A 22,113-nucleotide genomic window follows, 5' to 3' on the forward strand; every position below is an offset into this window, starting at 1 on the left:
CAATCGCAAACTTGAAATTTAGGCTTATTTAACTTTATCAGGCAGAGGCATTTTCCATGTGCCGTTTACTGCATCTTGTCCAGAATCATCCCATGCAGATCAGGCCATTTTTTTATTCTAAGCTTTTTACGCATCTAAAACCTAAGTGATTGGCTGCAGACCGATATTCCCCTTTTCCTCTGGTTCCAACCATGTAGCGTGTGCAATATTGATCGGTGCATAAAAAAGAACCGCCGCGATGCACTCTTTTGATTTGTGAAGGATCATTTGGATCGTTGTAAGCATATGGCCCTTGAGGGTTTTTAATTGTTTTTCCGTTTTCTGCCAATGATTTATAATAATCCACGCTATACCAGTCGTGTACCCATTCCCAAACATTTCCGGCCATATCATACAAACCGTATGGATTTGGAGCATATTGTTTTGCTGGAGCAATTCCTTTAAATCCGTCTTCTCCAGTGTCGCCGTCTTTTATAGGGAAATGTCCCTGATAGATATTTGCCTGAAATTTGCCGTCAGGTTTTAAATTATTTCCCCAGGCGTAAAGATTTCCTGTTTTACCGCCTCTGGCTGCAAATTCCCATTCAGCTTCTGTCGGAAGCCTTTTTCCTGCCCATTTCGCGTAAGCTTGGGCATCTTCATAAACCACATGAACAACAGGATAATTTTCTTTTCCCTTAATGCTGCTTTGCGGCCCGTCTGGATGCCTCCAGTCTGCTCCCGGTTCATAACGCCACCATTGAAGAAAATTATTCAAATTAACTGCAGATGTTGTAGGGGTAAATATAACAGAGCCTGTAATCAAATCCTCTTCGTTTGCAGTTGGAAATTCTTCTTTTGTTGGTTTTTGTTCCGCAACGGTTACATAGCCTGTCGCTTTTACAAATTTTTCAAATTCTCCGTTCGTCACTTCGGTTTGGTCCATATAATAGCCGTCAACGTAAACTCTGTGAATGGGAGCCGCATCTTTTGCAGCGCCTTTAATGCTGCACAAACTCTCGTCTTCAACGTTTGAACCCATTGAGAATTCGCCTCCAGGAATCCAAACCATTCCTTTTGGGGCTTTTACAGCGGGTTTGAATTTATTTTCTACAGTTGGCTTAAATTCAGATGCTGTATTATTTGGAGTTTCATGACATTCTGCGACAGTTTTTTTCTCTTCTTTATCTGCAGATCTGCTGTAACTGTAAGCAGACGAAATAATAATAGAAGCTGTCAGCAAAGCTAAAATCAAAAAAGTCTTGTTTTTCATAATAAAGGGTTTTAATCTCTCAGGTTTCTCTAGAGGATTATACTCAAAACATAATAATATTTGTCTCTGCCGCCCTGACAGGCGCAGCACTTTTTGAGCGCAAGACTGCTTTGAAGAAGGATGCCTGTGCAATCATTTCACAAAGCTTGAGGTTCAATGTGCTGCGGCGCCCTTCTGGTCTGGCCCTGCAAAAACATGCTCGTGATTTATCCAGACAGCTTTCTGAGGATGCTCCCTGAAAATCTGCTTTCCTGCGCCGATCCGCCCATAAAAGCATCAGAAGCAAGCTTTCTGTAAAGCCGAACTGTAACTGCTGCCCACTATCTTAATCTATAAACGCGTGAAAATACCATCTGGCGAAGGCCCGCCGCGAACAAACCTTAAAAGGATTCTCAGTCTGCCCTCTTAGCTGCCTATAGGGAACAAATGCAGTATGCGCACTTGCGTCCAGACAGCAGATTACATGGGAATATACCATCTGAAACCCAGCCTAATGCCAAAATTTGCCGAATTTCGAGGATATCCCTCCGATCTGTAAGCCATTATTTCAGGCTCTATATAAGCATTATATTTCAATTTGCCCGACCAGATATATCCTAATCTGAAATCCATCGGTATGGCGACTTTTCCTGTTTTGTAATCAATCTGCCATTCGGGTTCAATTCCAGCATACACGCCATTCGGCCAAGTGTAAAATACATTAGGCTGCAGCACCGCATAGGCAGAAGATCCGTACTGGCCATTTTTTGAAACCGTGAAAAAATTTTCCAGTATCCAGTACATCTGCCACTTGCCTAACTTTGTAAACGTTACTGTAAAGGCAGGTCCAAGACTCCATTGCGGCGAGCCCAGCTTGGGATCTCCCGCGGTGGGAATCTGAAGATTCCACCCGGCTCCAAACTGTCCCCATTCTTTTTTACTGAGGATAAAAAACTGGTTCAGCGTCACATCGCCAAGACCGGTCCTTCCGCCTGGTGCAGTATTTAGAAAAGCGATCACCCTGATGAGCTGAGGCACTTTAATTACAAAGCCTTCTTTCATCGGTATGATTCCTCTGACCCTGAAATTTTGCGCAAATCCATCCTGATTTTCCGTTTTCAGGATTGCAAATTCTTCAAGCTGCAGCTGCCAGGCCAGCGTTGTGGGATTCATGACCTCTTGGGATAATTTCACAGACGTCTTGCCCTCAGGCTGGTCCTTTTCCAGCGGGTTCTCTTGGGCGCTGATGCCCTGCATTCCAAATATAAAAATTAGCAAAACAGCCTGCAAGGCTGTTTCACGAAGGATGGTATATGCTTTTGTATATTTCATAACGCCGATTTAGAGGATTATTTTTCTGGATAGATAATTTTCCAGTCTGTTTTCATATCGGCAAAGGACCAGTTTTTAGCTTTGCCTTCATCCAGGCCTTTATCCAGAGTTCCGACAGGCGACTTTCTGTCGTAAGCCCATTCTCGGACTGAGTCGGTATGATGCACATATAATTCAAAGTTTTTATATTTATTGGATGCGGTCCATTGGAGCATCTGGAGGTCCCCGTCGGAATTTCCAGCCGCAAAAACCGGCTTTTTGCCGATATATTTTTCTATAGCAACCGGCTTGCCTTCCCTGTCATCATTAAAATCAAGTGCCGGAAGCTTCACGATAGACGGCTTGCCACTATTGTAGTCATACCTCGCCTGAAGCGTGCTGCCCACAACCTGATAGCTTGGAATTCCATATTCCTCTTCTGTCCAGGCGCGCATGAAGTCTATTCCGCCTCCAGAGACAATAAAGACCTTAAATTCCCTCTCCTGAAGGTATTTTACCAGCTCCAGCATAGGCTGGTAGATCAGCTCTTTATATAATTTTTTCTTGACGGGATGCCGCGCGGAATCTATCCACTTTCTGACATTTGAATTGAACTCTTCTGTGGTCATGCCCGAGTGGCTCACCCCGACAATCTGCAGAAGCCCATTTTTTCCCTGCTTCATCAGATCGCCCATATTGTTTTCCAATACCGCCTTGAAAGGCTGCTTATTTTTCCATTCCGGATGCTGGGGTGCCAGGGCTTTGACCTGATCCCATGCAAAGAAAAGCTGAAAATAGAAAGGCTGTTCGGACCACAGCGTCCCATCGTTGTCAAATACAGCAATGCGGTCTTGTACCGGAATAAAATTAGGGCTTTTGGAATCTGTGACATCCTTTATGTAAGCAATAATATCTTTTTTCACTTTTGTATCATTCCACGAGGCAAGCGGATCTGTACGCTCAATTGGCGTTCCAGCCTGTGAAGCGCTTTGGGCCTGTTCTTTTCTGCATGCTGCCAGCAGCAGAAGGGCAGCGCAGGAAACCAGGACTTTGCTTAAATTTTTAATGTTTTTCATATTACTTATTTTAAGAACTTCTAATGTTGCGGCTATCCAAAGTTTTCATTCCATTCTGTTGAGTATATAAATTAAGATTTCCTCCTCCAGCTCTGCCGATAAATTTTCATTTTCCACCCTGCTGCTGAAATCCTCATCGATCTTCTTTTTAATTTTCCTGACATTCTCCTTAATGCTGCAGTATTCATCACAGATCATTTTAAAACGGTCATCTGCCAGATAAAATACCGTAATCGATTCCATATACTGGGCAAACTTTTCATTCTGTAAATCTTTAGGAAGCGACATATATCTATATTTAAAAATTATAAAATATAACTGGAAATGCCAGCTGGCGCATTAACACAGCCAAAAGTTTTGGCGATTTGCTATCTGCTGAAAACGTTACTGGAACAATGCCCCAATATTAGCATTTATAAATAAGGCAGTTTTTAACCTGCCTTATTTTATTATTTAAATCACTAAAAACTAATACTTTATATCCTCAGGCAGCTTCATTCCTTTCTCGTCGAGCATTTTCTTGGCTTCCTGAATATTTCTAAATCTCGAAATGCTTTCACTTCCCGTATAGACCTCTCCCTGCATCTGTCGCGGCGGATACTGCACATAAGTTTTAATGAGATCCTGGATGGCTTTATTAAAGACCGGCAGCGTCCAAGTTTTTTCGGTAAAACTGTTCATGAACAGGTCATATCGTTCCTGCGGATCCTGCCATAGATCATAAATGGCCGGAACAGTCGCAACATAAGTTTCATCCCCTCTCCATCCAAGCTGCTGTCCCGGCGCATCACTTCCCGCCTGAGCTCCATTGTCTCCTCTTGTATTGTACACTGCCTTAAAGTGGCTGACCCTTACTGCACCTGGCGAAAGTTCTGATTCGGTAAAGTAAAACCACGTATTGCGAAGCGGCTTTCCTTTCTTGAACAGCACATTTGCCATATCATAGCTGTCGAAAACCATCGGTTTGCCCTCACGGTCATTTTTAGGCAGCTCAACTCCTGCAAGACCCGCAAAAGTTGCCATCAGATCTAATCCCCCAACTATGTTATGATTCTGGCTTCCTGGCTCTATCTGTCCAGGCCACCATGCTATAGCAGGCACCCTGCTTCCCCCTTCCCTGTCGGTCCCTTTCGATCCCCTGAATGGTGTATAGCCTGCATCTGGATGAACATCCTGCCATGCCCCATTGTCAACGGTATAGATCACAATTGTATTGTCAGCAATTCCCAGCCTTTTAATTTCATCCATCACGCGCCCTACATTATAATCCATCTCCATCACGCAGTCTGCATATTTGCTGGCTCCAGGCGATTTTCCCTTAAATTGTTTGGATGGCAGGTTAGGCTGATGGTTCTTGGCAAAGTTTACACACATAAAAAAAGGGCTGCCTCCATTTGCGTATGTGTCAAGCTGCTTTAAGACATTGTCAGTCATCATCATATCAAGTTCGGCAATGTTTTCTTCTGTCACTTTAGAAACCTCTCGTACTTTTCCTCCTGCTTCACCTTCCAACACGCCGGTAGTTACCTTTTTGAAAAAACTAAGCATCTCTGGTGTCATATCCGGATTCCATGACGGAAAAGCATAGGTGTAAGCATTTAAATGATACAGTACCACGTTCTGCATAATATCAAATCCGTGAGCGGTGGGCATAGCATAATCAGCTTCGCCTAAATGCCATTTTCCTGAAAAATAAGTTTTATAATTTGCTTTCTTTAAAACAGAAGCCAGTGTCCATTCTCCCGCTGGAAGTCCTCCCCCCTGCCCCTGAAATGCCACGGTAGTCATTCCGCTTCGATTTGGTATACGTCCGGTGATCATTGCTGCCCTTCCCGGCGTGCAGCTTGGCTGTCCGTAAAACTCCCAGAACTGCATCCCTTCCTTGGCCATTTTATCAAGATTAGGGGTCGGCATCCCCCTGGACTCGCCGCCTCCAAATACTCCTAGATCTCCCCATCCGGTGTCATCAGAGATTAGCATTATGATATTGGGCTTCTTTTTAGTCTGGCTGAATGCAGATCCGATAAAGGTAAAGACCATCAGGCCGGTAAAAATAATCTGTAAAATTCTCTTTTCCATAATCTTAGGTTTAAATTAATTTTTTTAATTGCATTATCTTCCTTTTATTGACTTATTAAAATCAGAATTAAATAATGGTGAATTGTTTTGGCTTAAGGGATTCCATTTAGTCCCTAGAGCATAGCTCGAAAAGCAAGTCAATCAAATTTAAATATTCTTCTAAAGCTTGGCAGATTATTGCCGCATTAAACGGTTGCAGATTATAATCTGCAACCATTTTATAATTTAAAAGCTGCATCAAAACATGAAAGATCATCAATAAAAAAACACATAAATACTTAAAAAACAAATCATTACACATTTAAATCTTCAAAAACAACTAACAGGCACAAAAAATCAAAAAGACCTGATTCTCATGCGATTTTTATATGTTTCAAATTATAATCTGCAACATCTTTAAAAAAAAACGGAGCTTTTTTTGGCGTAATTTTGAGAAGCTTTTTTCAAATTAAGCATACCTTATCAAAAATCGCCACTTCTTATTTCTCAAATTTTCAGCTATAGAATTTATTTTACTGCCTATGAATAATTCTTTACCCATCCGCTTTTTTTTTAAGAAACATGTCCTAATTTTAATTGTTCTGCTCAGCGCTGCAAATAAGCTGGCAGCACAAAACTGTACTGTAAACGCAGGAGTGCTCAACGTTACTATCTGTGAAACTGACGCTTTGGTTCTCACCGGAAATAATCCATCTCCAATTATCGGAAACGTTTCCTGGACACAGATATCGGGACCCGCCGTGGTTATAGCCTCCCCAAACAGTACAAGTACAGCAGTAACAGGATACACTGGAGGAAACACTTATATCTTTAGATACAGCGCAACCTGCGGCGACGGGATTGCGGCCTATCAGGACAAAGTGGTCAACGTACAGCCTATAACTATTGCAGATGCAGGGGGAAATATTGCAAGCTGTCCCAACAGCTCCGGCAATTTAACAATTTCGGCCAATAGCCCGCAAAATGCTGGAGAGACCGGATATTGGGAAATAGTTGGTGCTAACAATGCGGGTGTTGCAATTGATTTTCCGAATCTGCCAACCTCAACAATAGCATTACCGGCAGCAAGCTGCGGCGTTTCAACCCTTCAATGGGTTATAGAAGGCCCTGAATTTGCGCCAGGGCAGCGCTGCAGGACCACCTCGCAGATAACAGTTACAAACTACGGAGGCGTTACGCCAGTTTCTGCCGGACCGGACCAGACACTGAGCAACTGCTACACCACGACGCAAAGCGCAAACTTAAGCGCAACTTACGGAGGATGCGGCCTAAACGGGCAAAATGGGCAATGGACATTTGTCAGCGGTCCCAATACGCCGGCTATAAGCAGTCCTGGTTCCAATAATACGCAAGTATCAAATCTTGTACAGGGAACTTACACTTTCAGATGGACCGTAACAGGCCCCTGCGCCTCGGGCAATGACACCGTTAACATTATTGTTCCCGCTGCGACGCAGGATGTAACAACGCTTCCTGGCGGCGACGAAGATATTTTCTTTTGCGACAATACCATTACTCAAGTTACTTTAGCAGCTCAAACCCCATTATATGCCGGTGAAACGGTTCAATGGACGCAAATATCGGGCGACAGCGGTGCTGTGATTGTTTCACCGGCAAATCCCACTACTCTGGTCACTAATATTTCAGATTCAGGAGACCCGTACAAGTTTAGATATACGCTTACCAATGCCAATACGGGCTGCGTATTTACTAAAGATTACAATATTCAGTACAATGGACCTACAAGAACCATTGCCGCCAATAATGGCAATGATATGGTCGGGAGCTGTGATGCGACAGTCTTTACAATTCCCCTTACGGTAACGGGAACCGGAGTAAACCAGTACAGAATTGTGGCAGGCCCGGATAATTCACCGCTCGGACCCTTTCCTACTGCCCTTCAGAACGTTGGAAATTCACTCACCCTTACACTTACCGAACCAGGAAATTACACAGTTGAATTTATAAGAAGCCAGAACGGATCTCTTCCTGTTGGATGCGGTTATGGTTTTGATACTTTAAACATTCTGGTTTCCGGGAAACCTACACCTTCAAATGCAGGGTCTGATGTCAGCCTTCCCTGCGGCGATACCAGCACCATACTTTCAGGGGTCGCCACAGAGGACGGCATGCATTTCTGGAGCCAGCTCAGCGGCCCGAATGATGCTCTAATTGCCGATAGTTTTGCTTTAGACACACAAGTATCAGGGCTGATACCTGGAACCTATGTGTTTCAATATATCACTAAAGGGGGCGGGGCAACCTGCGGCTTTTCGGTTTCGACGGTCACCATATATGTATCTGGCAGTTCACTGGGAACAACAAATGCAGGACCTGACCAGATTGTCTGTACAGGCTCGCAAGTACCCTTGGCCGCCACGCAGGCTTTAAGCGGTGAGATCGGCACATGGAGCCAGATTTCCGGTCCGAGCGCAATAACATTTTCCAATATTAATGATCCTAATGCCACGGCAGAAGGATTTGCTGTCTCAACAGCAGCGTATGAACTGCAGTGGACTATCTCTTATCTTCATCCGGGTCCCTCCTGCAGCGCCCCTGTTTCCGACACTGTGCAGATTATTACAAATGATAGAAATGCACCGACCCCTTCAGATGCTGGACCTGATGCCTGTTATCCCAATGGAACAACATCATTTAATCTGAACGGAAATACAACTCAGCCTCAGGATTTTGGGACTTGGACCGTTGTGCCTTCATCGGGGGTAACAATCGTAAATCCTGCAGATCCAAACACGCAGGTTATTGTTACCGCCAGCGGAACCTACACCTTTACATGGTCTATCGAAAACAGACTCAGACTGTGCCTGCCCAACCAGAGCAGCGTCACTGTAACTATTGCAGATACGCCGCCGGCGGCGGACGCCGGCCCTGATCAGGAAATTTGCGGATCAGCAATTACAATGGCTGCTGCAGCCAGCAGCGGAGCAATGGGAACCTGGACAAGAATTTCAGGTTTGGGCGGTTATACTATAAGTGATATACACGATCCAAATGCAGTTTTTACCTTCACCAGCAGCGGTTATTATATTTTCAGGTGGACAGTAAATGCTGATGTATGCGGTGAAGCTTTTGATGACATAAATTTAACCATTGGCATTCCGCCCCACCAGGCCGTTGCCGGACCTGATCAAAATATCTGCAATAACACCAGCGTTACAATGGCCGCAAGCACTTATGACAGTTTTTTTGAGACTGGCCAATGGTCGGTTCTAACCGGCGCGCCAAATAAGCCTAATATTGTTGACCCTGCCAATCCTAATACCGTGATTAACGGACTTGTAGCCGGAACTTATACTTTTAGATGGACAATAACTGCAAAAAGCATTTTCTTATGCCAGGGCACATTCGATGATGCGGTTGTAGTAGTCACACCGGCTGCAAATGCCGGAAGTGATCAAAGTTATTGCGACGTTACAAGCATTCAGCTTAAAGGAAATGAAAATTCAACGGGATCCTGGACCCTTACCAGCACATCAGGAAATCCTGCAGCCGTCAGCATAACTCAATCTCCTGCTGACAGCTATATTGCCAATGCAACTGTGGTTCCAGGAAACAGCTATGTCTTTACTTACACAACTGCTTCAACGACTTTCCCTGACGGGTCTGTCTGCAATGGATCATCAGATTCTGTTAATGTCGAAATCTTCAGCGGGGCGAGCATACCGCCCGATGCAGGTCCCGACCAGACATTGTGTATTTCTGATGTCGGCGGAGTCGCTGCTTTGCAGGGAAATGCTCCGCCGCCTGATGTTTCGGTTTCTGAATGGCGTTTTGCATTTCAGCCTCCCGGAAGCGTCGCAGTAATAGACAATCCCTCTGCTGCTTCAACAACCGTTTCGAACTTAACAGTTCCCGGCTTATATATTTTGGAATGGGTTTTTGAAAGCCCGTCATGCAGAACATTGTCAGATATTGTAAGAATAGTAATGAATGCGGCGCCTAGTGCCGCAAATGCTGGACCAGATGATGCTGCAGCCTGCCAAACTACTTATCAGACAGCTGCTGTGCCTCCAGCTGTCGGCATTGGAACTTGGTCGATCACCAGTCAGCCTCCAGGAGCTGCAGCAGTAATAGACAGCCCTAACAGCCCAGCGACAACGCTTTCAAATGTTACGGTTTTGGGAACATATACACTGACATGGACAGTTTCAAATGGACCTTTTACCAGCCCATCATTATGTCAGCCCTCATCAGACACTGTTAATATCACCTTCAATGACGATCCTCCAACCGCAGCAAGCGCTGGGCCTGATCAGGAGTTATGTGATGCCGCTTCAGTGACTATGGCAGCTAATGCTCCAGTCATTGGCACAGGAACATGGGCTCAAATTTCCGGGCCGGCAGCGACAATAGCATCGCCAAACAATCCAAATTCATTAATTTTAGGATTAGTGGCGGGCACTTATGAATTCAGCTGGACAATTGCAACAACAGGATGCTCCTCTGAAGATACAGTAATCATTACTATTTACGATTTGCCATCAACTGCAGATGCAGGACCAAACCAAATAATTCCGCAATTTTCTCCCGTAAACCTCAATGCAGCCGCTCCCGCGGCTGGCACAGGAGTTTGGACTCAGGTTTCAGGACCGAGTATTGTAGGATTTACAGATGCATCATCTGAAACAACAGCTGTTACTGGAACAGTTGCTGGAAATTATGTGCTGCAATGGACTGTAAGCAATGGCAATTGCGCAGCTTCTTCAGATACTATGAATCTGACAATTCTTTCAGTTGCCGATCTAGAGCTGGCAAAATCAGTTGTTCCTGTCAGCGGAAGTTCTGGAGATACAGCCACCTTCAATATTCAGGTATTTAATAACAACTCCTCAGGCGGAACTGTGACTGCAACAGGGGTTTCTGTAAGAGACTATATCCCATCGGGATATACAATTGTGCCAGGTTCAGTTAATTTTGCGGGACAGTATAATATTGGCGACAATACTGTTACCTGGAGCAGCCTTACGATTCCTGCTGGCAGCAAAATCACCCTTTCATTTCAGGCTGTAATCAAATCGGCAGGATCTTACGTAAATAGTGCAGAAATTATTGCTTCTAATCAATTTGACCCGGACAGCACGCCTAATAATAATATTCTCGCAGAAGATGATCAGGATGATGCTGCTATTACACTGGATCTGGCTGATTTATCTCTTCAAAAAACAGTTTCGCCAGCCGCTGTAAGCATAAATGACAACGTGATATTTACAATCAGAGTTACCAACAGCGGGCCGAATAATGCTTCAGAAATTACTGTTTCAGACCACCTTCCTCCAGGATATGCCTACGTAAGCGATAATGGAGCAGGAAAATATAACAATGCTACAGGCATCTGGAATGTCGGCAGTTTAAATAATGGAAACGCTCTAACATTACAGATTACCGCTAAAGTCAACACTGCTTCTGCAGCCAATTATATCAATACCGCCGAAATACAGACAGCAAAACAAAAAGATCCAGACAGTACACCCGGCAATGGCCTTCCAGAAGACGATATTGCCAGTGCCAATGTTGTCCTGAATTCAGCCGACTTGGAACTTGCAAAAACGGTAACTCCTGCTTCTGCAGCAGCAGGACAGCAGGTAGATTTTACAATAAATGTTGTAAATATAGGGCCTGGAAATGCAACAGGAGTGAATGTGCAGGATATTGTTCCTGCTGGTTATACTTTGGTGCCCGGTTCGGTGTCAAACGGAGGAACCTATCAAGCCGCAAATTCCTCAATTAACTGGGAGAATTTGGTTCTAAGCAGCGGCGCCAATTTAAATCTAAGCTTCAGCGCCGTGGTAAATCCTATAGGTAGCTATCTAAATACAGCTCAGATAACGGCAAGCGATCTGCCCGATCCTGACAGTACTCCAAATAACAGTATTCCAACTGAAGACGATCAGGACGATGCCGAAATTACCTTTATCGGACCTTCTGCCGACTTATCTTTAGTAAAAAATGTCGTTGCAGGAAATACGAGTCCTATAGCAGGAAGCCAGGTATCATTTGAGCTTATTATCAAAAATGATGGCCCTGATAATGCTGCAGAAGTCCAAGTAGCCGATTTGCTCCCTTCAGGCTTTCAGTACATAAATTATAGTTCCTCCGCTGGTTTGTATGACAGTGCTTCGGGAATTTGGAGCGTAGGCACAGTTGATGCCGGCGTTTCAGAATCACTTATCTTGGATGTTAAAGTACTGCCAGCTGGGAATTATTTGAATACAGCCCAAGTAACAGCAAGTAATCTTCCTGATCCTGACAGCACACCAAACAATGATGACGGAGATCAGAGCGAAGACGATGAAGATAACGCTGCTGTAGTGCCTGTTCCGCCATCAGCAGATCTATCATTGACTAAAACCGTGAGCAGCACAACTCCTTTAGCGGGCTCAACAGTAACTTTTACTATTATTGCAACAAACAGCGGTCCGCAGGATGCTGCACAGGTTCAGGTGACCGATTTGCTGCCAGCTGGCTACACTTTCAGCAGTTTTAATGCAACAAGCGGAACTTATGACAGCACAACCGGACTTTGGACATTGGATATACTCGAAAGCAGCGAGTCTGAAACCCTACAGATTAACGCAATAGTAAATGCCACCGGAAATTACATAAACACAGCCGAAGTAACCAGCAGTGACACGCCAGACCCAGATTCGACCCCAAACAACGGAGTAACGACAGAAGATGATTATGCTGAGGCCAGCACCACTCCTATTCCGCTTTCATCCGATTTATCATTAACTAAAACAGTCAATAACACAACTCCATTAGTTGGTTCTAGAGTTACTTTTGAAATTGCCGTAACCAACAATGGCCCTCAGAATAATCCTGGAGTTCTGGTAACAGATTTATTGCCTTCAGGATACACGTACAGCGAATATAATGCTTCAACTGGAATTTATAATCCTGTTACTGGGGTATGGAATATCGGTATTATCCCTAATGGAAAAACGGAAGCTCTTCAAATAATAGCAACCGTAAACGCAACAGGGGATTATTTAAATATAGCTGAAATAACAGCAGCCGATCTTCCTGACCCAAATTCTACACCGAACAATGGAGTAACGACAGAAGACGATTATGCTACCGCAGCCGTAACGCCAGTTCCGCTTTCTTCTGATTTATCATTGACTAAAAAAGTAGACAATCCAACTCCGTTTGTAGGTTCTCAGGTAACTTTTGAAATTGTTATCACCAATAACGGGCCGCAAGACAATACAAATGTTGAATTGACAGATTTACTGCCTTCAGGATATACCTACAACAGTTTTACGATTTCAACAGGAACTTACGACCCTATAACGGGAGTTTGGTCACTGGCCAATATCGTTAATCAAAAATCTGAAACTTTACAGCTTACAGCAACTGTAAACGCGACAGGAGATTATTTGAATATTGCCGAAATAACAGCCGCTGATCTTACAGACCCGAATTCTACTCCAAATAACGGAGTTGCCACAGAAGATGATTATGCCACTGCTATAACAACGCCGACACTACAATACGCCGATTTATCGTTAACCAAAACCGTTAATAATGCAACACCGATTGTGGGTTCTGTAGTTACTTTTGAAGTTGTGGTAACTAATAATGGCCCGCAAGATACAGCTGGAGTAACCGTAACCGATTTATTGCCGTCTGGATATACCTACTCCAACTTTACGATTTCAACTGGAACATACAATCCGACCACAGGAATTTGGGCTGTAGGGAATTTAGAAAATGGAAAATCAGAAACACTGCAAATTCTAGCAACGGTAAAGGCAACTGGAGATTATCTGAATGTGGCAGAAGTGACCGCCAGCAATCTTCCTGACCCGAATTCTACTCCAAATAACGGAATTACGACAGAGAATGATTACGCATCGGTTTCAACCACTCCAACAGCACAATCTTCAGATCTTTCTTTAACTAAAACAGTAAACAATGCAGCTCCTTTAGTTGGATCGATTGTTAATTTTGAAATTGTAGTTACAAATAATGGTCCAAATGACAACACTGGACTTGCGGTAACCGATTTACTGCCGTCTGGATATACTTTTTCATCATTTACCACTTCAAAAGGAACTTATGATCCTATAACTGGAGTATGGACAATAGGCAATTTATTAAATGCAAATTCAGAAACTTTACAGATTTCAGCAATTGTAAATGCTTCCGGAGATTACTTGAATACTGCCGAAGTTACAGCCGCCGATCTTCCTGACCCGAATTCTACTCCAAATAACGGAATTACGACAGAGAATGATTATGCATCAGCAACTACAGTTCCAAACCAATTATCTGCCGATTTGGCTTTAACAAAAACCGTTAATAATCCGACTCCACTTGCTGGTTCACAAGTGATTTTTGAAATTGCCATTACCAATAATGGACCGCAGAACACAACTGGTGCCGAAGTAACAGATTTACTCCCGAACGGTTATACATTCTACAGCTACGCCTCTACCAAAGGCACATACAATAGTATTACAGGAAAATGGAATATTGGTTCAATTCTAAACGGAGATACTCACGTATTGCAAATTACAGCAGTAGTAAATCCGACAGGAAACTATGAAAATATTGCTGAAGTAACGTCTAGCGCCCTGCCAGATCCAAATTCTACAACAGGTAATGGAATTAGTGGTGAAAATGACTATGCTGCAGTAAGTACCGCTCCAATAGGCCAAGCTGCTGATTTATCATTGACTAAAACAGTCAATAATCCGACTCCTTTAATTGGAACCCCGGTAACTTTTGAAATCATCATTAAAAATGACGGTCCTGAAAATACTGCTGGTGTAGAAGTTACAGATCTTCTTCCAAATGGCTACACTTTTAGCAGTTTCTCCGCTACAAAAGGAACATACAGCAGTACAACCGGTAAATGGACAATTGGTTCTTTAATAAGCGGCGATTCTCAAACCTTACAATTGACCGCTATTGCAAACGGAACTGGAAATTATCTCAATATTGCAGAAGTAACGGCTAGCACGCTTCCTGATCCTGATTCGACTCCAAATAATGGTGTCACAACTGAGGACGATTACTCGGCTGTGGGAACAGTTCCAGTTGCTTCTCAAGCCGATTTATCTCTAACGAAAGAATTAGTTGGCGGTAATCTTAGTCCGATTTTTGGCGCCACAGTAACATTTGAAATTACAGTTAAAAATGATGGCCCACAAAATGCAACAGGAGTACAAGTACTGGATTTACTGCCAAGCGGTTATGATTATTTGGTTTACAGCTCAACCGCTGGAAATTACGCCAATACGTCGGGAATATGGAATATCGGCACTATTCTAGCCGGAGATTCGGAAACCTTATTGGTATCAGCAATTGTAAATCCGACAGGAAATTATCAAAATATAGCAGAAGTATATTCTTCAGACCAATCTGATCCAGACAGTACGCCACACAACGGAATTGCAGGCGAAGACGACATGGATTCTGAAACGCTCACTCCTGTTGTGGCTGTTGCCGATCTTTCTTTAGAAAAAGAAGTCGTTAATAATATATTGACGCCAGATGTAGGCGCACCGATATCATTCTCCATTACGGTGCGAAATTCGGGTCCGAGCGCTGCCACAGGCGTAACGATCAAAGATGTTCTGCCTCCAGGATATGATTATATATTCTATAATGCTACTTCTGGAAGTTACAATCAAATTACAGGCGAATGGACTCCGGGAATTATTCTTCCTGGAAACAGTCACACATTATTGTTAAATGTATTTGTAAAAACGCCTACAGGTGCTGCAAACGAATATTTAAACATCGCAGAAATTATGACATCTGACCAGCATGATCCAGACAGTACGCCTGGAAATGGTATATCGTCAGAAGACGATTATGACAGTATTGCTGTGACACCAGTAATTGTTCAGGCAGATTTGTCTATCGAAAAAAGAACACTCAGCGGAAATACTTCTTTTGATGTTGGTGCTAACATCATATTCGAAGTAACCGTTAGCAATGATGGTCCAGGAAATGCCAGCGGCGTTATGGTAAAAGACCTGCTTCCAAAAGGATTCACCTATCTTACCTATACGGCAACAAGCGGTATTTACAACTTTGTTACCGGAAACTGGAACACCGGAATTGTAAATGCTGGCGCTACACAGACATTGCAAGTATATGTTCGTGTAAATCCACCTTCTGGTCAAAGCGGAGAATACACCAATATTACGGAAATCACCGCCAGTAACCTGCCCGATCCAGATTCGACGCCAAACAACGGTGTCACTACAGAAGATGATTATGACAGTCTTACGATAAATGTTAACGTAGCCGATTTAAGCCTCAACAAAACAGTCAATAATCAAAAAGCGAATGTTGGCGAAACGGTTAATTTCACCCTTCAAATTGGCAATGAAGGCCCTGCAGAAGCAACTGGCGTGAGTATAGAAGATGTAATGCCTGTTGGCTACAAAAACATTTCAAACATCAGCAATGGCGGTATTTTAAGTCTAAGCAGCATCAAATGGACTGGCTTAACTGTTCCTATTGGCGGTATCACCCTGACCTACTCCGCAGTTGTCGGAGATCCTCACGGACTGCAACATACCGATTATGTAAACATCGCGCAAGTTACCGCGAGCAATCAATTTGATCCTGATTCAACGCCAAATAACGATAAAGGTGACCAAAGTGAAGACGATGAAGATTCGGAATTCATCAATATTCCATCAACTGATGTAGCCATCAATAAAACTGTCGATAAAACAGATGTGCCGATGAACAGCGAAGTCACTTTTACCATTACTGCAGATAATTTAGGCAGTCTCGCAGCGACAAATGTTGAAGTTCAAGATGTTCTTCCAAAAGGATATTCATTTGTAGGCGCAACCGTTACATCAGGAAGCTACAATGCTTCAACAGGAATTTGGTCCATACCTTCTATTAATCCTGGTTCTGCACAAACTCTAACATTGATTGTAAAAGTGGTAGATTTTAACGACTATGTAAATACCGCTACTTTAACCAAACTGGATCAGATCGATACCAATTCCAGCAACAATCAAGACAGCGCCAGCGTAAAAGCAGACTGCTTTAAGATTTATAATGAATTTTCGCCAAACGATGACGGACAAAACGATACGTTCTACATTGACTGTATCGAACGCTATCCAGACAATCAGCTCGAAATATTCAACCGCTGGGGTAATTTGGTTTACTATAAAAAAGGTTACGACAATACGTGGGACGGAAAAGCAGATGGCTCTGCCAAAACACTCCCTGAAGGCACCTATTTCTATATTCTCGATTTAGGCGACGGTTCTAAAAAAACCTCTGGATGGCTTTATCTAAAATAAAACAGCAGGGCACTACAAATTAAGAAATAGGATTAACCAAAATTCAAATTGGCTATGATTAAAAATATAAAAAAGGTTTTCGCCATCATCACATTGCTTTCGGTTTCTGGAGCAATGGCGCAGCAAGATCCGCAGTACACGCAGTATATGTATAATACCATGACCGTAAACTCAGCCTATGCAGGTTCATTAGGACATTTAACCGTTACCGGACTTATAAGAACGCAGTGGGTCGGAATTGAAGGCGCGCCAGACACGCAGAGCTTTTCGTTAGACACTCCAGTTGCCAAAAATCTGGGGTTAGGAATTTCGATCGTTAATGAAGAAATTGGCCCTTCAGAAGAACAATATCTCGACGCCAACTTCTCTTATACCATTCAATCGGGAGAAACGCACAAACTTTCTTTTGGTATTAAAGGAGGCGGACGCGTGATCAATATTGACTGGACAAAAGGAAGTTACCGAGACCCAGATGCCGAGTTTAGAGAAAATATAACCAATAAATTTCTTCCTGTTGTTGGCGCTGGATTATACTGGCATGGCGAAAGAGATTATATCGGACTTTCGGTTCCTAATTTCATGACCAGAGAACGCTATACCTATGATGATATAAGCGATGATCTTGTTAACCAAAGGATACATGTTTATCTGATTGGAGGAATTGTTTTTGATCTTTCGGCGCATACTAAATTCAAACCGGCGGTTTTATTTAAATATGTTTCCGGAGCGCCAATAATTGCCGATTTCTCAGCCAATTTCATGTTTAATAATGCTTTTACGCTTGGTGCTTCTTATCGAACTTCAGATTCGGTAAGTGCTTTGGCAGGAATACAGATTTCGCCCATGTTTATGGTTGGATATTCTTATGATTACACCACGACACAGCTGAATAACTACAACAACGGAACCCACGAAATCGTGCTTCGTTTTGAATTGGTTAACCGCAAAAAAGGACTAAGATCACCAAGATTCTTTTAATACGACCGTCTATGAAAAGAAGAATTACTATACTCGTACTGCTCATCATTCAGATGGCATTTTCGCAGACCAAAAACAAGGCCGCCGATGCGTTGTTTGACAAAATGTACTATGTCGAAGCAGCAAAATCGTATGAAATGTCTATAAACAGTGGCGACAACTCCAGAGAAATACTGCAGCGTATTGGCGACGCGCACTATTTTAATACGCAAATGCGAAGAGCCAGCAATTGGTACGGAAAATTGATTGCCGAATATCCGAATGAAGTGGCTCCAGAATATCTATTTCGTTACGCCCAGTCATTGCAGGGAATTCAAAATTATGAATTGGCGAAAAAATGGATGAAAGCTTTTGCAGCTAAACAAAAAACTACCGATGTTCGAGCACAGAATTATTCGCTCAAAAATGTGACAATTGAAGATATTGAAAACATTAAACCTTCATTTGTACTGGAAAATCTTGAAATCAATTCCGCATATTCTGATTTTGGGCCAATGTTTTACAAAGGAGATTTGGTCTACTCCACAACAATCGATTCTTCGTATGTGAAAACAAGCAAATACGGCTGGAACGATCAGCCTTATCTCAACATGCAATTGGGAAAAATTAGCGAAACGCAATCAAACGTTACTTTTAAAGAAAAATTCGGAAAAGACATTACGACACAGTATCACGAGGCCTGCGTGGCATTTTCGCCTGACGAAAAAACAATTTATTTTACCAGAAACAATTATAACGGCAAATTAAAACGCGACAGCAAAGGAATTAATAACCTAAAGATTTTCTCTGCTACAGCGGTAGAAAACAATAATGGAACCGTTTCGTGGAAAGACGTGAAAGAACTTCCTTTTAACAGCGACAATTATTCAGTTGGGCAGCCTACAGTAAGCAAAGACGGCAAAAAACTATATTTTGTATCTGATATGCCCGGAACTATTGGTTCTACCGATATTTTTGTAGTGGACATTCTAGGCAATAATCAATTTTCTAATCCGAGAAATTTGGGCGAAAAAGTCAATACAACCGGACGTGAAATGTTTCCGTACATTACCGATCAAGCCTTGTACTTTGCCTCTGACGGATTTTTAGGCCTCGGCGGACTTGATGTTTTTGAAAGCCGTATAGCAGATGGCAATTTTGATTCTCCTTCCAATCTTGGAGCGCCTTTAAACAGCAATCTTGACGATTTTGCTTTTATTGTAAACGAAGAAACCAATCGCGGTTTTGTCTGTTCGAATAGAAAAACAGGAAAAGGCGACGACGATATTTATTCGTTTGAGCGCTTTTGCAATCAATCGATCAATGGTTATGTTTTTGATGCCATTTCCAACAGTAAAATTGCAGGCGCTATAGTGATTCTTAAAAACCAAAATGGCGAAAAAATAGCAGAAACAGTTTCGCAGATTGACGGAAAATATCAATTCGGCAGCACTTTAAATTGTAATTCGACTTATACAATTGAAGTTTCAAAAGACAATTTCAACAGCAATAATAAGTCCGTTATAATGCCAAATTACTCTGGAATAACAGAAGTTCCGATTGGTTTAGATCCCGCCTTGATTGTTCGTGAAAACGGACTTTTAAAAATAAAAATCGGAATTATTTTCTTTGATTTAGACAAATCTGATATTCGTTATGATGCTGCAATAGAATTAAATAAAGTAGTTCTCTTAATGCATCAGTATAACTCTGTAGTCATTAAAATAGAATCACATACCGACTCACGAGCCGACGATCAATACAACTTAGAACTCTCTGACCGAAGAGCCAAAGCAACGAGAGATTATCTAATTTCTCAAGGCGTAGCACCCGAACGAATCGAAAGCGCCATTGGTTACGGCGAAACCCAATTAATCAATAATTGCTCCAACGGAGTTCCCTGCACAGAAGCACAGCATCAAATCAATCGCCGAAGCGAATTCATCATCACCAAAATGTAAAAAAACTCTCTGCAGACTTTAACATAATATGATATGGAAAATGATACACTACTAGATACCGACGCTTGGGTTATTACCCTGCTTTTATTTGCATCAATGCTTTTGGCCAGTTTTCTGGGAAAAATTACAGGAAATTATTTTCGGCAAAAAGCCGGCGAAGGCAGATCCGGCGAAGCTTCTTCTCTTACCGCCCTGCTTTTTTTTCTGCTGGCCTTTACCTATGGGATGAGCAGCAGCCGTTATGATTCCAGAAGACAAATTGTGGTTGAAGAAGCCAATGATATTGGCACCGCAATATTGCGCAGTGACTTATATCCAGATACCATTAGAGCAGCTTTCCGTCGTGATTTCCAAGATTATGTCGAGACCCGAATAGACTATTACCAAGCCAGTGCCAATGTAAATGCAGTCTTAAAGTCTGATAGCCTCTCCCAAGTTATTGCCACAAAATTATGGAAACGTGCAGCGGGGCTTTCACAGCATCCTGCACATCTCGCTGCGACCCAGCAGATGATACCCGCCCTAAATGCAATGATTGATGTTGCTACTACTAGGCTTTCAGGTGAGAAAGCAAAAGTCCCTCAAAGTATTTTAATAATGCTTTTTTTTCTGGCAGCCATAACATCCTTCTACAGCGTTTACAACGAAGCCCGTAAAGGCGGAGTGGACTGGCTCATACAAATAGGATTCTGTCTTCTGGTATCCTTGGTGGTATTCTTTACACTGGATCTGGACAGACCGCGCCGAGGATTTGTTAATCTTAATGTGCCGAATCAAACGATAATTGATTTACGGCAGAACTTTAAATAAACTCAAGGATTGGCTGTCTAGCATATTGCCCGTTTTGGTCTTATAATTGAGATTTTCACCTCGGGAAGAACTCCCCGGGCTGTAAAACAAAAAAGAGCCCGAAAATTACAGGCTCTTTCAAGAATTAATAATCAACTAAGGCCTTGGAGTGCCTACACTGTCTTTGCTTCTTGAAGTGGAAGCTGACTTTTTGGTTGTTGTGGTTTTTGTGGTGCTATTTTTCTCAGCACTAGTTTTGGAAGGGGTCTATGCGCCCTTAAATCCTTTAGTGCTTTTTTTATGCACTACAGTATCGGTCTGGGTCTTAGTGGCGGTCAATTTCTTAGGTGTATCCTGTGAGGAGGCTGTTCCAAAAGCAAACATTGCTGCCAACGATAAAATTACATTTTTCATGATCTCCATGTTTTTAATTAATAACTTAAATGTTTTATTAAATATAAAACTTATCTTACAAGCATCCTGAAATATCTTCCCATGAATTTACAAAAAACAGACCCATAATTACATGTTTCCATAGAGATATGTTTATTAGAAAAATCATTATACTAATTTAATTATTACAAATAAAAGTGATTTCAGGAAAGATCTTTTAAGGCTCGAGCATTGTCCTTGGGAGCATCAAATATTGCAGGCTGATAAAATATAATACAGCGGTATAATCATTACATTGCCGAGGGGCTGTTGCGGCACTGCCAATAGCTGACAATTTTATTGATCACGTTCTGGTATGTTGTAAAGCTGCTCTCTTTTTTCTAGCGGTCCGCATGGTTATTATATAAAAAAGGCGTCTTTAATTTTAAGCCTTTTATCACTGAAAACAATCTTAGCGATATCCATAAAATAATAAAGCACCTGGTTAAAGGTGCTTTACAAGTTAACTGTGATAGTATGGCTATGCTACGACTACGTCTACTGCGTTTGGACCTTTGCGGCCTTCTTGGATATCATATCGAACTGCGTCGTCCTGGCGGATGTTTTCTGACAGGCCTGAAGCGTGAACAAAAATTTCAGCTCCTCCATTATTAGGGGTTATGAATCCGAATCCTTTTTCTTCATTGAAAAATTTTACTGTACCTTCTTGCATTTTAATGTATTTAATTGCTCAAGGATACCATTTTTAAAATAGAAACCTGCTAATATTCAGGATTTTATTCCTTATAAATTAAAATTTGCTCTGTTGTATAATTAAAATGCACGACCTGAAAAATACTTTTCAGCCCTCCAATGAATTTGCATCATTTTTTCCTCCTGCTGCTTACATTGCAAACTAGGAAAACATACAATCAAAACTGTGAATATCTGTTTTGCTTCCATAATATTTAAGGAGTATGATTTACCTACAAATGAGATCAATAATGAATTTACTTTTTAGTATTTAT

General features: G+C 42.3%; 11 protein-coding genes. 4 read left to right on the top strand and 7 right to left on the bottom strand.

Going from position 1 to position 22,113, the window contains the following annotated elements:
* Window positions 1-112: 112 nt before the first annotated feature.
* From Q9Q97_RS11565 to Q9Q97_RS11585, 5 genes are all read right to left on the bottom strand, one after another.
* Window positions 113-1,252, bottom strand: a complete 1,140-nt coding sequence (locus Q9Q97_RS11565) for a formylglycine-generating enzyme family protein (RefSeq protein ID WP_306157126.1) — start codon at window positions 1,250-1,252, stop codon at window positions 113-115.
* Between the two features lie 459 nt (window positions 1,253-1,711).
* On the bottom strand, window positions 1,712-2,563 hold the full coding sequence (locus tag Q9Q97_RS11570) for a hypothetical protein (protein WP_306157128.1): 852 nt from the start codon (window positions 2,561-2,563) through the stop codon (window positions 1,712-1,714).
* 17 nt (window positions 2,564-2,580) lie between these two features.
* Entirely contained in the window at window positions 2,581-3,618 is a 1,038-nt protein-coding gene (locus Q9Q97_RS11575; protein WP_306157130.1) for an HAD family phosphatase, read from the bottom strand.
* A gap of 45 nt (window positions 3,619-3,663) precedes the next feature.
* Window positions 3,664-3,906, bottom strand: a complete 243-nt coding sequence (locus Q9Q97_RS11580; RefSeq protein ID WP_125721023.1) for a hypothetical protein — start codon at window positions 3,904-3,906, stop codon at window positions 3,664-3,666.
* A gap of 180 nt (window positions 3,907-4,086) precedes the next feature.
* Entirely contained in the window at window positions 4,087-5,697 is a 1,611-nt protein-coding gene (locus Q9Q97_RS11585) for an arylsulfatase (RefSeq protein ID WP_125721025.1), read from the bottom strand.
* 521 nt (window positions 5,698-6,218) lie between these two features.
* Here Q9Q97_RS11585 and Q9Q97_RS11590 point away from each other — a divergent pair.
* From Q9Q97_RS11590 to Q9Q97_RS11605, 4 genes are read left to right on the top strand one after another with little or no spacing between them, the layout of a single operon-like run.
* Window positions 6,219-17,006 (top strand): gliding motility-associated C-terminal domain-containing protein, encoded by a 10,788-nt coding sequence (locus Q9Q97_RS11590; RefSeq protein ID WP_306157133.1) that lies wholly within the window; start codon window positions 6,219-6,221, stop codon window positions 17,004-17,006.
* A 54-nt stretch (window positions 17,007-17,060) separates the two neighbouring features.
* Window positions 17,061-17,984: a type IX secretion system membrane protein PorP/SprF gene (locus tag Q9Q97_RS11595; RefSeq protein ID WP_306157135.1), complete on the top strand. Its 924-nt coding sequence runs from the start codon at window positions 17,061-17,063 to the stop codon at window positions 17,982-17,984.
* Window positions 17,985-17,995: 11 nt separating this feature from the next.
* On the top strand, window positions 17,996-19,924 hold the full coding sequence (locus tag Q9Q97_RS11600) for an OmpA family protein (RefSeq protein ID WP_306157137.1): 1,929 nt from the start codon (window positions 17,996-17,998) through the stop codon (window positions 19,922-19,924).
* A gap of 33 nt (window positions 19,925-19,957) precedes the next feature.
* Window positions 19,958-20,734 (top strand): DUF4239 domain-containing protein, encoded by a 777-nt coding sequence (locus tag Q9Q97_RS11605; RefSeq protein ID WP_125721033.1) that lies wholly within the window; start codon window positions 19,958-19,960, stop codon window positions 20,732-20,734.
* 246 nt (window positions 20,735-20,980) lie between these two features.
* Here the strand turns inward: Q9Q97_RS11605 and Q9Q97_RS11610 are convergent, their stop codons facing one another.
* Both Q9Q97_RS11610 and Q9Q97_RS11615 read right to left on the bottom strand, forming a co-directional pair.
* Window positions 20,981-21,127 (bottom strand): hypothetical protein, encoded by a 147-nt coding sequence (locus Q9Q97_RS11610; RefSeq protein ID WP_164515298.1) that lies wholly within the window; start codon window positions 21,125-21,127, stop codon window positions 20,981-20,983.
* Window positions 21,128-21,626: 499 nt separating this feature from the next.
* A complete protein-coding gene (locus Q9Q97_RS11615) occupies window positions 21,627-21,818 on the bottom strand; it encodes a cold-shock protein (RefSeq protein WP_125721035.1) in 192 nt (63 codons plus the stop codon).
* Window positions 21,819-22,113: the final 295 nt, after the last annotated feature.

The organism is Flavobacterium sp. DG2-3, from assembly GCF_030730925.1.
Taxonomy (GTDB): Bacteria; Bacteroidota; Bacteroidia; order Flavobacteriales; family Flavobacteriaceae; genus Flavobacterium.

Coding starts and splice junctions, on each gene's coding strand:
- Q9Q97_RS11565 (WP_306157126.1), bottom strand. CDS start 1,252: ATGAAAAACAAGACTTTTTTGATTTTAGCTTTGCTGACAGCTTCTATT.
- Q9Q97_RS11570 (WP_306157128.1), bottom strand. CDS start 2,563: ATGAAATATACAAAAGCATATACCATCCTTCGTGAAACAGCCTTGCAG.
- Q9Q97_RS11575 (WP_306157130.1), bottom strand. CDS start 3,618: ATGAAAAACATTAAAAATTTAAGCAAAGTCCTGGTTTCCTGCGCTGCC.
- Q9Q97_RS11580 (WP_125721023.1), bottom strand. CDS start 3,906: ATGTCGCTTCCTAAAGATTTACAGAATGAAAAGTTTGCCCAGTATATG.
- Q9Q97_RS11585 (WP_125721025.1), bottom strand. CDS start 5,697: ATGGAAAAGAGAATTTTACAGATTATTTTTACCGGCCTGATGGTCTTT.
- Q9Q97_RS11590 (WP_306157133.1), top strand. CDS start 6,219: ATGAATAATTCTTTACCCATCCGCTTTTTTTTTAAGAAACATGTCCTA.
- Q9Q97_RS11595 (WP_306157135.1), top strand. CDS start 17,061: ATGATTAAAAATATAAAAAAGGTTTTCGCCATCATCACATTGCTTTCG.
- Q9Q97_RS11600 (WP_306157137.1), top strand. CDS start 17,996: ATGAAAAGAAGAATTACTATACTCGTACTGCTCATCATTCAGATGGCA.
- Q9Q97_RS11605 (WP_125721033.1), top strand. CDS start 19,958: ATGGAAAATGATACACTACTAGATACCGACGCTTGGGTTATTACCCTG.
- Q9Q97_RS11610 (WP_164515298.1), bottom strand. CDS start 21,127: ATGAAAAATGTAATTTTATCGTTGGCAGCAATGTTTGCTTTTGGAACA.
- Q9Q97_RS11615 (WP_125721035.1), bottom strand. CDS start 21,818: ATGCAAGAAGGTACAGTAAAATTTTTCAATGAAGAAAAAGGATTCGGA.